This window comes from Pseudomonas fluorescens (genome assembly GCF_002022275.1).
Classification (GTDB): Bacteria; Pseudomonadota; Gammaproteobacteria; order Pseudomonadales; family Pseudomonadaceae; genus Aquipseudomonas; species Aquipseudomonas fluorescens_AJ.
Genome location: NZ_MSDF01000013.1, coordinates 221,933 through 236,208, shown reverse-complemented (window position 1 = coordinate 236,208; position 14,276 = coordinate 221,933). Strand labels below are relative to the sequence as shown.

Annotated in this window: 10 protein-coding genes; 6 read left to right on the top strand and 4 right to left on the bottom strand. The window is 58.3% G+C overall.

Translation table 11 applies throughout. From position 1 onward, the window contains the following. Positions 1-187: 187 nt before the first annotated feature. The gene (exaC, locus tag BFW87_RS07560; RefSeq protein WP_078739294.1) at positions 188-1,708 is read right to left on the bottom strand and encodes an acetaldehyde dehydrogenase ExaC; all 1,521 of its coding nucleotides are present in this window, start codon (positions 1,706-1,708) and stop codon (positions 188-190) included. Between the two features lie 270 nt (positions 1,709-1,978). Between exaC and BFW87_RS07555 the strand changes: the two genes are divergently transcribed. The 6 genes from BFW87_RS07555 (at position 1,979) to BFW87_RS07530 (ending at position 11,134) form a co-directional block, all read left to right on the top strand. After that, positions 1,979-3,874, top strand: coding sequence for a sigma-54-dependent Fis family transcriptional regulator (locus tag BFW87_RS07555; protein ID WP_078739293.1), 1,896 nt, complete (start codon positions 1,979-1,981; stop codon positions 3,872-3,874). A 400-nt stretch (positions 3,875-4,274) separates the two neighbouring features. Beyond that, the gene (locus BFW87_RS07550) at positions 4,275-7,529 is read left to right on the top strand and encodes a hypothetical protein (protein WP_078739292.1); all 3,255 of its coding nucleotides are present in this window, start codon (positions 4,275-4,277) and stop codon (positions 7,527-7,529) included. A gap of 222 nt (positions 7,530-7,751) precedes the next feature. After that, positions 7,752-8,765 (top strand): hypothetical protein, encoded by a 1,014-nt coding sequence (locus BFW87_RS07545; protein ID WP_254865858.1) that lies wholly within the window; start codon positions 7,752-7,754, stop codon positions 8,763-8,765. Between the two features lie 116 nt (positions 8,766-8,881). Next, the gene (mpl, locus tag BFW87_RS07540) at positions 8,882-10,231 is read left to right on the top strand and encodes a UDP-N-acetylmuramate:L-alanyl-gamma-D-glutamyl-meso-diaminopimelate ligase (RefSeq protein ID WP_078739290.1); all 1,350 of its coding nucleotides are present in this window, start codon (positions 8,882-8,884) and stop codon (positions 10,229-10,231) included. Then, positions 10,228-10,857 (top strand): flavin prenyltransferase UbiX, encoded by a 630-nt coding sequence (ubiX, locus tag BFW87_RS07535; protein WP_017735613.1) that lies wholly within the window; start codon positions 10,228-10,230, stop codon positions 10,855-10,857. The genes mpl and ubiX overlap by 4 nt, the downstream gene beginning before the upstream one ends. Beyond that, on the top strand, positions 10,850-11,134 hold the full coding sequence (locus BFW87_RS07530) for a YceK/YidQ family lipoprotein (RefSeq protein WP_078739289.1): 285 nt from the start codon (positions 10,850-10,852) through the stop codon (positions 11,132-11,134). Before ubiX ends, BFW87_RS07530 begins: the two co-directional genes overlap by 8 nt. 114 nt (positions 11,135-11,248) lie before the next feature. Here BFW87_RS07530 and BFW87_RS07525 read toward each other — a convergent pair whose 3' ends face one another. The 3 genes from BFW87_RS07525 to BFW87_RS07515 form a co-directional block, all read right to left on the bottom strand. Then, a complete protein-coding gene (locus BFW87_RS07525) occupies positions 11,249-11,890 on the bottom strand; it encodes an oxidoreductase (protein WP_078739288.1) in 642 nt (213 codons plus the stop codon). A gap of 29 nt (positions 11,891-11,919) precedes the next feature. After that, positions 11,920-13,638, bottom strand: a complete 1,719-nt coding sequence (locus tag BFW87_RS07520; RefSeq protein WP_078739287.1) for a C13 family peptidase — start codon at positions 13,636-13,638, stop codon at positions 11,920-11,922. A 105-nt stretch (positions 13,639-13,743) separates the two neighbouring features. Continuing rightward, positions 13,744-14,199: a MaoC family dehydratase gene (locus BFW87_RS07515; RefSeq protein ID WP_003194496.1), complete on the bottom strand. Its 456-nt coding sequence runs from the start codon at positions 14,197-14,199 to the stop codon at positions 13,744-13,746. Positions 14,200-14,276 lie beyond the last annotated feature (77 nt).

Sequence of the window (14,276 nt, the reverse complement as noted above, 5' to 3'; positions counted from 1 at the left end):
TCGGCCTCTGCGTGCCGGATGAGGTAGCAACGACTTGCGAAGTTCAACTGTGGGAGCTGGCTTGCCGGCGATGGGGCCAGCAGATCCAGCACCTTTGTTGAATGACACACCGCTATCGCAGGCAAGCCAGCTCCCACACTTGATTGCATTTCAAGTTGGGGGCTGGCTTGCCTGCTTGGGGGTTTAGTTAGAAGAAGCCCAGCGGATTAATGTCGTAGCTCACCAGCAGGTTCTTGGTCTGCTGGTAATGGTCCAACATCATCTTGTGCGTCTCACGGCCCACGCCGGATTTCTTGTAACCGCCAAACGCGGCGTGCGCCGGGTACAGGTGGTAGCAGTTGGTCCACACGCGGCCTGCCTTGATCGCGCGGCCCATGCGGTAGGCGCGGTTGATGTCGCGGGTCCACACGCCGGCGCCGAGGCCGAACTCGGTGTCGTTGGCAATCGCCAGGGCTTCGGCTTCGTCCTTGAAGGTGGTGATGCTCACCACCGGGCCGAAGATTTCTTCCTGGAACACGCGCATTTCGTTGGTGCCCTTGAGCAGGGTCGGCTGGATGTAATAACCGCCGGCCATGTCGCCTTCGAGCTTCTCGACCTTGCCGCCGGTCAGCAGTTGCGCGCCTTCGCCCTTGGCGATTTCCAGGTAAGACAGGATCTTGTCGAACTGCTGCTCGGACGCCTGGGCGCCGACCATGGTGTCGGTGTCCAGCGGGTCGCCGCGTTTGATCTGCTCGACCTTTTTCATCACCACTTTCATGAAGTCGTCGTAGATCGACTCTTCCACCAACGCGCGGGATGGGCAGGTGCACACTTCGCCCTGGTTAAAGAACGCCAGCACCAGGCCTTCTGCGGCTTTCTCGATGAACGAAGGCTCGGCTTTCATGATGTCGGCAAAGAAGATGTTCGGCGACTTGCCGCCCAGCTCAACGGTGGACGGAATAATGTTTTCGGCCGCCGCGTGCATGATGTGCGAGCCCACTGGCGTGGAACCGGTGAAGGCGATTTTGGCGATGCGCTTGCTGGTGGCCAGGGCTTCGCCGGCTTCTTTGCCGTAACCGTGCACCACGTTCAGCACGCCCGGTGGCAGCAGGTCGCCGATCAATTCCATCAGCACGTTGATGCCCAGCGGCGTCTGCTCGGCTGGCTTGAGCACCACACAGTTACCGGCCGCCAGGGCGGGCGCGAGTTTCCAGGCGGCCATCAGCAGCGGGAAGTTCCACGGGATGATCTGACCGACTACGCCCAGCGGCTCGTGGAAGTGATAGGACGCGGTGAGTTCGTTGATTTCGGCGCTGGTGCCTTCCTGGGCGCGGATGCACCCGGCGAAGTAACGGAAGTGGTCGGCGGCCAGCGGGATGTCGGCGTTGAGGGTTTCACGCACGGCCTTGCCGTTGTCCCAGGTTTCGGTGATGGCCAGCAGTTCGAGGTTCTGTTCGATGCGGTCGGCGATTTTCAGCAGTACCAGCGAGCGGTCCTGGGCAGAGGTTTTGCCCCAGGCGTCAGCCGCGGCGTGGGCGGCGTCGAGGGCTTTGTCGATGTCTTTGGCGTTGGAGCGCGGGAATTCGGCGATGGCCTTGCCGTTGACCGGCGAGGTGTTGGTGAAATAGTTGCCATCGACCGGCGCAACGAACTCGCCGCCGATGAAGTTGCCGTACTTGGCCTTGAACGAAACGATCGCGCCTTCAGTACCGGGGTGTGCGTAACGCATGGTGGGTATCTCCTGACTTTTATGTTTATTGGAGTACAGCGGAATTGCGCTTGATAAAGCGTAGAGCAAAGGTCGGGCCACCGCGTGCGGGCCTGCTAAATCAGGGGGGGCAGCTGTGTTGCAACGCGTTGCTGTGGCAGGGGTGGCACAGTGTGAGTGACAGTTTGTGCCATAAACGGTACAGCCCATGGCCAACGGGTCGGCCCGGGGTTGCAATGGTCGGGATGCCGGGGGATGCTGGCCGTTCTCATGCAGGGAGAATAATAAGAAATGCACAACGATCATTTCAGCCGTCATGCCCAGCAAGTCCTGACCGTGGCGCATGGCCGCGACCCGTCCAGCGACCCCTCTATCGCCCGCTCCTGGCTGCGTTGCCTTGAGGACTATCACCTCGACCCTGCGGTGAGCATCGCCCCCACCGTGCTTGAACACGGCCGCCTGCTGGAAAGCCGCGAACGCCTGCAGCAAGTGCTGCACATTGCCGGCGGCGAGATGAACAGCCTGCATCAACAGCTCTCGGGCGCGGGCCACGCGGTGCTATTGACCGACGCACGCGGGGTGATCCTCAACTGCGTGACCGCGCCGTCCGAGCGCAAGGTTTTCGAGCGCGCCGGGCTGTGGCTGGGTGCCGATTGGAGCGAAGCCTGCGAAGGCACCAACGGCATCGGCACCTGCCTGGTGGAGCGCCAGTCCCTGACTATTCACCGTGATGAGCATTTTCGCGGCCGCCACACCGGGCTGACCTGTTCGGCGAGCCCGGTGTTTGATCCCCATGGCGAATTGCTGGCGGTGCTCGACGTCTCCTCGGCGCGCGAAGCGGTGTCGCGCCAGAGCCAGTTCCATACGATGGCGCTGGTGAACCTGTCGGCGAAGATGATCGAGAGCTGTTACTTCCTGCGTCATTTTGAAAATCACTGGCTGCTGCGCTTTCACCTGCAGGCCGAATCCGTGGGCCTGTTCAGCGAGGGGTTGCTGGCGTTTGATGGCGAAGGGCGTATCTGCGCGGTAAACCAAAGCGCGCTGAACCTGCTGGGGCAGGCGCGCGACGGTTTGCTGGGCCAGCCGGTGGAAGCATTTTTCGATTGTTCGCTTGACCAACTGCTCGGCCGCGCCAGTGCCAATGCCACGGCCAGCTGGCCGCTGCGTACCCGTGATGGGCGCTCGTTGTTCGCCGCGTTGCGTGGTCAGTCGCGCAGTGTGCCGCCGCCGTTGGCCAAGCCTGAAACTTCGCGTTTGCCGGGCATCTGCCTGGGCGATCCGGCCCTGCAGAATGATTTTCGCAAGGCGCTGAAAGTCTTTGAGCGCGACGTGCCATTGCTGATCAACGGTGAGACCGGCTGCGGCAAAGAGGCATTCGCCAAGGCCGTGCACCAGGCCAGCCAGCGCGCCGACAAACCTTTCGTGGCCCTCAATTGCGCCGCCATCCCTGAAAACCTGATTGAGAGCGAGTTGTTCGGCTATCGCGGCGGCAGTTTTACCGGCGCGCTCAAGGAAGGCATGCGCGGCAAGCTGCAACAGGCCGATGGCGGCACGCTGTTCCTCGACGAGATCGGCGACATGCCTTTTGGGTTGCAAACCCGTCTTTTAAGGGTGTTGGAGGACCGCATGGTCGTGCCTATCGGTGGTGCTGCACAGGCAATAGATGTGCGGATCATCAGCGCAACCCACCGAATTTTGTTTGAGCGCGTTCAGGCCGGCAGCTTTCGGGAAGACTTGTATTACCGGCTCAATGGGTTGGAGGTGGCGTTGCCCGCATTGCGTGAGCGCACGGATAAAGCGCAGCTGTTGGACTTTCTATTGGCACAAGAAACCGCAGGGCAGGCGCTCACGCTGGACGTGGCGGCACGGCAGGCGCTGCTCGCTTACGCCTGGCCGGGCAACGTGCGGCAATTGCGCATGGTCTTGCGCACGCTGGTGGCGTTGGCTGAGGACGGCCGAGTTGCGTTGGATGATCTGCCGGCAAATGTACGTATGCCGAGTTTCGCGCCTTCTATTCCTGTTGATGTTTCGCCCCTGGACGAGGCGGAACGTAAAACCCTGCTGAGTGCACTTGAACAGCAGCGCTGGCATATAACCCGTACGGCGCAACTGTTGGCGGTCAGCCGTAATACGCTGTACCGCAAGTTACGCAAGTATGGGATTGTTGCGTCTGAGCATCATCACTAGCGGGTATATAGGAAAGTGCTTAAACGTTGATCTGGCTTCAATAGGCGTTTGCTATGGGGTTGTTAGTTATATTCAATCGATATAACGCCTTCATGGCTTAGCTGCTCTGGAACTACTCGAGCGGCGAAGGCCACGTAATAGTTGAACGTCGGAGGACGTCTTTCTTTAATGTCGGACATTGTCTGGTTAGTTTACTGGTCAGCTGGTTCGTGCTCATTTTATAAGGGAATTGATTTAGCTCGCCAGTTTGGGGTGTTCGAGAAATGGTCGTGGAGTTTGGTGCTCGTGTTTGTTAACTGAGCATTAAATTTAATCGGCTCTATATAACGTTTCCCGCTTTTTGCGCTGTGCACTTCGTGCGATGGCGGGCCGTTCATCGAAACCGTGATAGAGATAAAATATGACTCTGAATACTATAAACGTGGCGGGCTTTGGCTCGGCAAAAAATGCTGCTCCTCAAACGAACGATAACGTGAACAGTGCTCCGCCCGCGAGGAGCGAGAGTGTTTCGTCGGCTGATGCACGATTGAAGCAAACTTATTTGAAGCAGCCTTCACCAGGCGCACGCCTGCCGGTTCCGGCAGAGTCTACGCTGGGGCGCTGGATTGAAGCGTTGCAGACGGTTTTTACCTCATCGGCGTTCACGCAGTTGGAGCAATCTGTTTCGGGAGAGGGGAGCAGCATCACTCACATCGATCCCAATAAAGGCATCCTCTATTTTGGCGGGCACGCACGGCTAACCGCGCAGTCAGCCCAACTCAACGATATTCCCGGCGCTCGCGACCTGTTTGATCGCTTGATGACACTCGCAAAACGTTTCACCCCTTACGATGTTTTGCACTTGCCTACCCAGATCGAAACCGACGTGTCCGGGCAGCGCACGGTTGATTCAAGCATTGTTGGGCAGTTTCTTTACGGTCCGGATTCAAAAGCATCGTCGGACCATCACGTGCCTGCCGATATTTTAAGCAAAACGGGCGAATCCGAAACGCGGCATAACCTACTCGCCGCGTTGAAAAAGCAGACTGAGACCCCTGGCACCAAGCCGGACATGGAATCCATCGTCGTAGAGATCGCACCACACTCCGCCTATTGGCTCAAAGATCAGCCGCAACCCTTCACGATGAGCCTCAAGCAGCTGCTGACGGCTTATGGTTTGCAAGTTCCAACCACACCGCAAGCATTGGCCAATTTGGAGCGCGTATTGTTCGCTCCGCCGTTAACGGCGCCCACTGCAGGCGACTATGGTGGGCTGCTGAGTAAAAGCGTGCCACTGAGCGAGGACTCTCAGAAAAAAATAATCGAAACAGTCAGCACCTGGAAGGCTGGTCAAATGCAGGTCTCGCCAGACGCAAAGGGTCAGGTTGCGAATCTTTTCGAGTATCTGAAACGTGCGGTTCCAGAGGCGCTGAGGCCGCTGGTCGACACAAATCCAGAGGCGTTTCTCAACGCGTTGATCGACACCCCTCAAAGCCGGGCACTGGGTAAGCAGCTGCAGGAGGCGATGGGCGCCTTGCCCACAGCGACCAGTGCTCAGGAAGCATTGCTGGCGGCACTCGTGTTGGAGGCGGACCCTGCAGGGAGGCTGGAGCGCAATAATCTTGCCGGGTACAACCTGCATCAGCCAGACAACAAGGGGCGGCCGCCCGCCGAGATTGTCAAACGTTTTGAAGCGCACCTTAAGAGTCGAGTCGGCCCAGAGATGGCGAAAGCTGTGGCCTATCAATTGCTGGCCATGGCGGCTCCGGAGTTTCTGGTCAAGGACCTGCCCCAGCCCATGGTATATGGCTCTCTGCAATGGGCCTCTTTTAGCGCAGCGGTATCACGGCGCGAACTAAATACCACTGGCTCATCGGCCGGGCAGAGCTATGAGCAAATCATGCAGCGTAACGCTCTGGCACCTGTCACGGAGGTCGAGTTGCACGCGTCGCAGATTGGCTCCATTCAATCAGTAGTGGAGTGGGGTATAACCAATGGCGTCATTGAAGAAAGCCGTGAGGGTCACTACAGCCCAGAGGCCATTCAGCGCGCATCGAACGCCATGCAAAAGCAGGCTGAAGGCCTGATGAGCTCCACGCAAGCCTTGTCCGCATCGATACCGACTCGCCGTGATCTAGCAATGGCTGAATTAAAACGGGTATACGGCGAAGAAAATGCGGATCTTTTTGAGCAGGAGATTTTCAAGCCGTCCGGCCAACCAACGCGCAATAAAAGCCGATATTCTCTGGTGGATATTTACATGTCGGGAGAGTTGCGCTCGTACCATTGGGACTCCAAGAGCGACAAACTTTATATGAGCGCCCTTAGTGACCAATTCGATAAGTTGTCCAATATAGAGACGCTGTTCAATAAGCAGTTTGATCAATATTCCAGTACCTTGGGCAAGGCGGCGGGTGAGAACTTCCAATATCAGTTGTCACTGTTGCCGGCTGAGGATCGAGAGCGGTTTGAGCGTGGTGGGGTCGATTTTCATCACTTGAGCGCTTCTGCTCTTACGCCTTTTCCCGACGGTAACGAGGATCATCCTCTCTTCAAGCTATTTGGAGACGGCGCGGTTTTTATCGACACCGTGCTGGATGGAAAGGTGCAGACCTATATCTACTCACCCACGCTGGGCAAGATCATCAGGCCAGGCGAACCGCTTCCTGGCGTTCCTGAGGGCTGGAGCCTGGACGCTCTTGTCCGTACGCGTGAGGGAGGGGAAGGGTTGCGAAGGACGCGTTATGGCCTGACAGTAGGGGATAAAACTTACGAACTGAATGATGATAATAAACTCACGAAATCAGTGGCTGCATTACCCGCGTCGCAGGCAGTGGTTCCGCCAACCAGATCCGCTAGTTTGGCTGATGCGATCAGTGCTGTGTACGACGGTGCTGTGGGTAAGTTGAAAGAATCCGCTTATGGAACGACCGAGCGAGAAAAGGTAGAGGCTAAACGCAAGTTTTTTAATAAAACGCTGCTGAGTTTTCTCCCCTTCCATGACTTTATTAAAAGTATCAAAGAAGGTAATAAACATGATGCGGTCATCTATGGGTTGTTTGACTTCATCGGATTAGTGGTGCCCGCCTTTAAAGGGGGCTATCAGGCTGCCAAAACCGGCGCTACTGGAATACGCGCAACCATGAGTTTTCTCAAGGGTTTTGCAAAGGCCGGCCTCAAGGGTGCCAACCCCTTTGGGAGTATTTATGATGCGGGGACTGGTTTATTCAAATTGAGCAAAACCGCCATTAAAGCGTTGCCCTCCTTAAAATTGCCGTCACTCGATTTTGACAGCCTGCGCCATATGTCTGGCCGCAGCGGCAGTTGGAATATCCCCCATAACGGCTACAAGCAGACGATCGCCGATGGCACCTACCGGGCATTAGGCGAAAATGGCACGAGCCTTCCTGCAGTGGCCACACAACAAAATGGCAAGTGGTATGCCCTCGATACCAAGACCATGACTCACTATGGTCCTGAGTTGAAGAACTTCACGCCCGTTACCGTGAAGGAGTTGAGAGACCTTCGCCTGGATACGGGGTCTGCCATAAAAACGGTGAATGATAACATTGACGTCATAAAGGGCTATCAAGAAACCCGCTTGGGTCAGGCATCGCTAAATCAGCGTGTTTATCTGCCGAATAGCGAGGGAGGAAAGCAAAGTAACGTTGCCTAGGTGGCCTAAAGGTTGGCCATCATCAGGACGCATGTTCAATCACCACTGTAGGCAAGAGGCAGTTCAAGCAGTCGGTTGAAACGCTCGCCTATTATGAGTGTGAACGTGTCATACAGCGCGCAGTGGATTGTTCCGGCGGAACCACTCGTAAGCGGTTGCTCACTCAAATAGGGCAACTGCTTACGGTGTTTTCAAATAAAAACAATCACGCGGGTGAACACTATGATCATTACACCTTCAACAGTACCTTTCATTCCTCAACAGCCTGCACATTTCGAGCCGCCTTTACCTGCCGAGTCGCACAACGCGGATCCTGCGCAACAGTCTCTGGTGCGCAACAAAAGGGGCCTCTTCGGCAAGGGCAGGGGGTCGTCTTCCTGGTTTTCAAGCAAACCTCCCGCCGTTATTCCTTCTGCTCCAAAGCCCAAACCCGGTCCTTCATTCAAACCTGGCTCGTCATTGACGCCTCCGGGCAGCAAGTTCAAGGACGTTGGGCAAACCGTTATTCATGCCAATAAGGTCAAAGTGAATGACGAAGCGATGATGGCCAACTTGCGCAAGCATTCGCCGATCAGCGTTGCTGAAGCCACCAAGCGGCTTATCGATGCTGAAAGCCTGGTCAAAGCCGGGGTGATCGCGACGGGGCCCAATGCCAGCCGTGTGGCCCGTGATGCGTTTATCAGTGCCGGGATTACCGGTTTGGTAAGTGCGCCGATCAATGTGGCGGCCTATGCCGGGTCTGTGGCTACGGGTGAAACTATCAAGGCGCACTACGCGCCGGGGGTGCTGCCACCGCCGTTTCTGCCGGGCGCTGCCGCCCAGACATCCAAGCCTCAAACGGAATCCGTGGCAACGTCGGAGGGCTCGATCAGCACGCGCCTGGGGGAGGTTGAAAGCAAGCTGCTCGGTATGGCCTCTGCCGTGATGTTTGTGTTGGGCGATACCAGCAGTGTGTTCACCAAGAGTGAAAGCTGGCCAAAAGATGAGTCCGGGCGTTTGAGCAATCTGGAAAAGCTGCTGCACCTCTCGGAACAGCACCTGAAAAAAGCCACTCGGCAGAACGGGATTGTGTTCAAACCCTATAAGCCTGGCGAAACCATTCCCGGGGAGGCGAAAGGGCGCCTTGAACTGATGGAAAAGAAACTGGAGCGAATGACTGAGTCTTACGAAAAGTTACGAATCTTCGCGGCGATCAAACAAAGCGAGCAAGAGGAAAAGGCCTCAATCACTGCCTGACACAACCTGTGGCCGAACGGCATGCACCGGTGCATGTCGCTCGGCCGCTGGCCGCATAAAGAGTGCGATTTCCCCCTCCCTGCGCTAACCTGCCTCGATGTTTTACGAGGTCAACCATGCACATTCATATTCTCGGTATTTGCGGTACTTTCATGGGCTCGATGGCGGTTCTGGCCAAAGAACTGGGCCATCACGTTACCGGCTCCGACGCCAACGTTTACCCGCCCATGAGCACGCAACTGCAAGCCCAGGGCATTGAGTTGACCCAAGGCTACGACCCGGCGCAATTCGACCCCGTCCCGGACCTGGTGGTGATCGGCAATGCCATGTCCCGTGGCAACCCGGCGGTGGAATACGTACTCAATAAAGGTTTGCCTTATGTGTCCGGCCCGCAGTGGCTGGCGGACCATGTGCTGCAAGGCCGCTGGGTACTGGCCGTCGCTGGCACTCACGGCAAGACCACCACCAGCAGCATGCTCGCCTGGGTGCTGGAGCATGCGGGCATGAGCCCGGGCTTCCTGATTGGCGGCGTGCCGCAGAATTTCTCGGTGTCGGCGCGTTTGGGCGATACGCCATTCTTCGTGATTGAGGCGGATGAATACGACAGCGCCTTTTTCGACAAGCGCTCCAAGTTCGTTCACTACCGTCCGCGCACGGCGATTCTGAATAACCTTGAGTACGATCACGCGGATATCTTCCCCGATCTGCCAGCCATCGAACGCCAGTTCCACCACTTGGTGCGTACCATTCCGAGCGAAGGCCTGGTGATTCACCCGACCACCGAGCCGGCCTTGCAGCGTGTGATCGACATGGGCTGCTGGACTCCGGTGCAAACCACCGGCGAGGGCGGGCAGTGGCAGGTCAAGCTGCTGAGCGAAGACGGCTCCCGGTTTGAAGTGCTGTTTGAAGGTGAAGCCCAAGGCATTGTCGAGTGGGACATGACCGGCCAGCACAACGTCGCCAACGCCTTGGTGACCCTGGCAGCGGCGCGGCATGTTGGGGTGGTGCCCTCCATGGGCATTGCGGCATTAAGTGCGTTCAAAAGTGTGAAGCGCCGGATGGAAAAAGTCGCCGACGTGAACGGGATTACCATCTACGACGACTTTGCCCACCACCCGACGGCCATCGCTACCACTTTGGATGGCCTGCGCAAGCGGGTTGGCGATGCGCCGATCATTGCGATTGTCGAGCCGCGTTCCAACTCCATGAAGCTCGGCGCGCACCGTGATGGCTTGCCGGAAAGCGTCAATGATGCCGACCAGGTGGTGTGGTACGCGCCCGCCAACCTCGGCTGGGACCTGCCGGCGATTGCGGCGCTGTGTACCGTGCCGTCAACGGTGTGCGACTCCATCGAGGGCATCATTCAACTCGTCAAACACCACGCCAAGCCTGGCACTCACGTGGTGGTCATGAGTAACGGCGGCTTTGGTGGCCTGCACGGCAAACTGGCCGAGGCGTTGAAATGAGCGGCCCGGAACGCGTCACCCTGGCGATGACCGGCGCATCGGGTGCGCCGTATGGCTTGCGCCTGCTGGACTGCCTGGTGCGTGAAGACCGCGAGGTGCACTTTTTGATTTCCAAGGCCGCGCAATTGGTAATGGCCACCGAGACGGATGTTGCGTTGCCGCCCAAGGTGCAGATGATGCAAGCCTTCCTCACCGAATACACCGGTGCGGCGGCGGGGCAGATCAAGGTATATGGCAAAGAGGATTGGATGTCGCCTGTGGCCTCCGGCTCCGGCGCACCGGCGGCGATGGTGGTGGTGCCATGCTCCACCGGCACCTTGTCGGCGATTGCCACAGGTGCCTGCAACAACCTGATCGAGCGTGCCGCCGATGTGACCTTGAAGGAGCGCCGCCAGCTTATTCTGGTGCCGCGCGAGGCGCCGTATTCGAGTATTCACCTGGAACACATGCTTAAGCTGTCGAACATGGGCGTGACCATCCTGCCTGCGTCGCCCGGCTTTTATCATCAGCCGCAGACCATCGATGACCTGGTGGATTTTGTGGTGGCGCGGATTCTCAATCTGCTGAATATCCCTCAAGACATGTTGCCGCGCTGGGGCGAGCACCATTTGAGCAGCGATGAATAGGGCGCTACTGGTGGTGTTGGCGTTGCAACTGGGGGGTTGCGCCACGGCGCGCACATTGGACGCGGCACAACCCGGCGCGCCGGTGGTGTATGCCGGTACGCGCCTGGATTTGTATGCGATTAACGGCGGTTGTTGCGCCAAGGACAGGTTCGGCGCTGAGGCCCCGAGTTATCCCCATGTCGATTTGCCGGCCAGTGCGCTGCTCGACACGCTGCTGTTGCCGCTGTCGGTGTTGACGGTGTTGGGGGTTGGGTTTAACGCAACCGGCGGTCTTTAGCTTGATGGTGCCTGCACTGGCGCCATTGCAGGCGGGCGAGCCCCTACAAAGGAAATGCATTCCAAAGGTGGGAGCTGGCTTGCCTGCGATGAGGTCAGTACAGGCGCTGTAAATTTATTTGCCGAGCTTGCGCAGCTCATCCGACTCCACCACCCGCACCCCATCCTGTTCTTCCAGCGCCAGGCGCCACATCGCGCGGGCCAGTTCGCAGACTTCAATGCCGTGGTATTTGCCCGGAATCAGGCGCGACAACGGCCCGGCGATTTTCTCGGCCAGGCGTGTTTCCAGGCGTTCCCCCAGCAGCAACGAAGGTCGCACGATGGTCAGTTGCGGCCAGTCCTGGGCCTTGAGCGCCTGTTCCATCTCGCCTTTGACACGGTTGTAAAAGATCGAGGATTTCGCGTCGGCGCCGATCGCGCTGATCACGATCAGGTGGCGCGCGCCCATTTCCCGTGCACGCTTGGCGAAGGCCACCACCAGGTCCAGGTCGACGGCGCGAAACGCAGCTTCAGAACCGGCCTGCTTGATGGTGGTGCCCAGGCAGCAGAAGGCGATATCGACCTGGCCGCTCAATTGCGGCAGGAACACCGCCGGGTCGCCCACCGGGTTTTCCAGATGAGGGTGTTCGGCCAGCGGCTTGCGGCTGGGCGCCAGTACGCGGGTTACGGTGGGTTCGTTGAGCAGGCGGTCGAGCAGGTGTTCGCCGGTCAGGCCAGAGGCGCCGGCAAGCAGAATATGCTGAGGTGTCAGGTACATGGTGTTTCCCCCTTGTTACACGTTACAGCTTAGTTGCCTTTGGCTTCCTTGCTATTCATAGAGACGCTTTCGAGCGCCTTTCGTGCCTGCTGTTTACGTAATAATTGCCAATGAGCGATTACACCCTTGGGGGCCCAGATCTGCGGTTCGGAGGCTTCGAAGTTGTCCGCCTGTTCGCGCTCGGCCACATGGACTTGTGCCAGTTTGAAGGCCTGCTGTAAATCGTCGGTCTGGTTGAAAGCTTGTGCGAAAAGGGCATCGCCGAAGTAGGTGAAGTCCGCTTCCTCGGAACAGCCAAACGACACGCGGTCGGCGCGGGAGGCCGTCATGATCAGGGTGCGGTCATCTTTGAGGGCTGGAATAAACCCGCCGGAATAGCAGGCGGAAATCACAATGATCTTGTCGCGGTTTTTCAGCGGGGCGAGTACGTTCGCCAGCTCATCGGCGGGCAAGTCGGCCAGTTCCATGCGCGGCTGGTCGAGCACCAGTTCGTGTTCGTGGGTGCCGTGGCTGGTCATGTAGATAAACACCAGGTCTTCCGGGCCAGTGCGCTCGGCCAGGGTTTGCACGGCGCGGCGCAGGCTTTCACGGGTAGCGAGCGGGCGGTCGGCGATATGGTCGCGGTGGTTGACCAGGCGGATCTGCCCGCGCGCGCCGAAGCGGGTGGCGAGCATGTTGCTGACGTAATCGGCTTCGCGCAGGAACACGCTTTGCTTGCCATCACCCGCCAGCACCAGGGTGTACAGCTCGACGGCTGGCGTGGATGCAGGCACGGCGGCGAGGGCCGCATCGAGCAAGCGGCCTTGGGCCAGAATGCCGGTTTCCAGCGGGTCGGGCAGCAATTTGCCATCGGCGTCACGCACACGCATGCCGTTGACCCAGGTGCCAGCCTGCACGGAGCCGTCGGTGAGTACCAGGGTGCCTTTACCTTGATAGCTGTCGCTGTCGAAGCCGCCTATATAGAAGCTGCCGTCGGTGAGGTTCAGGCGACCGTCGCCGGTAAAACGCCAGTCGCTGAACTGGCCCACATAGTGGCTGCCGTCGATGCCGATCAACTCGCCCTTGCCGCTCAGGGCGCCTTCCTTGAACTGGCCGATCCACACGTCGCCATCGGCGTTTTCGTAGCGGCCTTTGCCATTGAGCTGGTTCTGCTTGAATTGGCCGACATAGATGTCGCCGTCAGCACTGTTAAAGGTGCCGTTGCCTTCCAGCTGGCCATCCACAAAGTGGCCGCTGAACTGGTTGCCGCTGTCGTCGTTGCGCTGGCCTTCGCCATTCGGCTTGCCGTGGGCGAACTGGCCTTGATATTGACTGCCGTCGGCCAATTCCAGGCGGCCGAGGCCGGAATACTGGTCGTCCTTGAATTCGCCGCGATAGGTCATTTGCCCCTCTTTGAGGGTGCCTTCGCCGTTGCGTCGACCATTCTTGAAACCGCCGACATAGCTGCTGCCCGCGGTGGTCAGGCTGCCCTGGCCGTCGAACAGGCCTTGCTGGAACTGGCCTTTATAGACCTCGCTATTGCTGCCATGCCATTCGCCCTGGCCGTGCCACTGGCCTTTGTCGAACTGGCCGGCGTACCAACTGCCGTTGGGGTAGTCCACACGGCCGTGGCCTTGCAGCAAGCCATTGACCACATCGCCCCGGTAGCGGCCGCCATCGGGCAGGCGCGCATCGGGCGGCAACAGCGATTCGCCGTCTCCGCAAGCGGTGAGCAACAGGGCAAGGGCAAGGGGAGCGAGTGGGCGCATAGCGGGATCCGGATAATTGAGCGCCGAGTATGCCGCAGCTGCGAGATTCATACATAAATTTACATACACTGTGGCAAGGTTTGTCGCCTTACCACAGGCACGGCCTTACACGAAGCAGAGTGACAACGACTCGGCGATGTAAGCGGGTTTTTCCTGACCTTCGATTTCCAGGGTGGCGGTGGCCTTAAATAGCCATTGGCCAGGTTTTTTCTCGGTCACGTCGGTAAGGGTGACGTTCAGACGCACCTTGGAATTGACTTTTACCGGCTGGATAAAACGCACGCTGTCCAGGCCGTAGTTGACCGCCATCTTCAAGCCTTCGGGCATGATCAGGATATCTTCCATCAGCTTGGGCATCAGCGACAGCGACAGGAAACCGTGGGCAATCGTGCTGCCAAACGGCGTTTGCGCGGCCTTGACCGGGTCGACGTGGATGAACTGATGATCGCCGGTGGCTTCTGCGAACAGGTTGATACGCGCCTGGTCGATGGTGAGCCATTCGGAACGTCCCAGTTCCTTGCCGACATAATCTTTGAGCTGCGCTACAGGTACATAGGGCATTGCGACTCTCCTTAATTCATCGTTTTTATAGGTGTGCGAAATCCATGGTAGATCATCATGGGCGACAGGCACGGTCA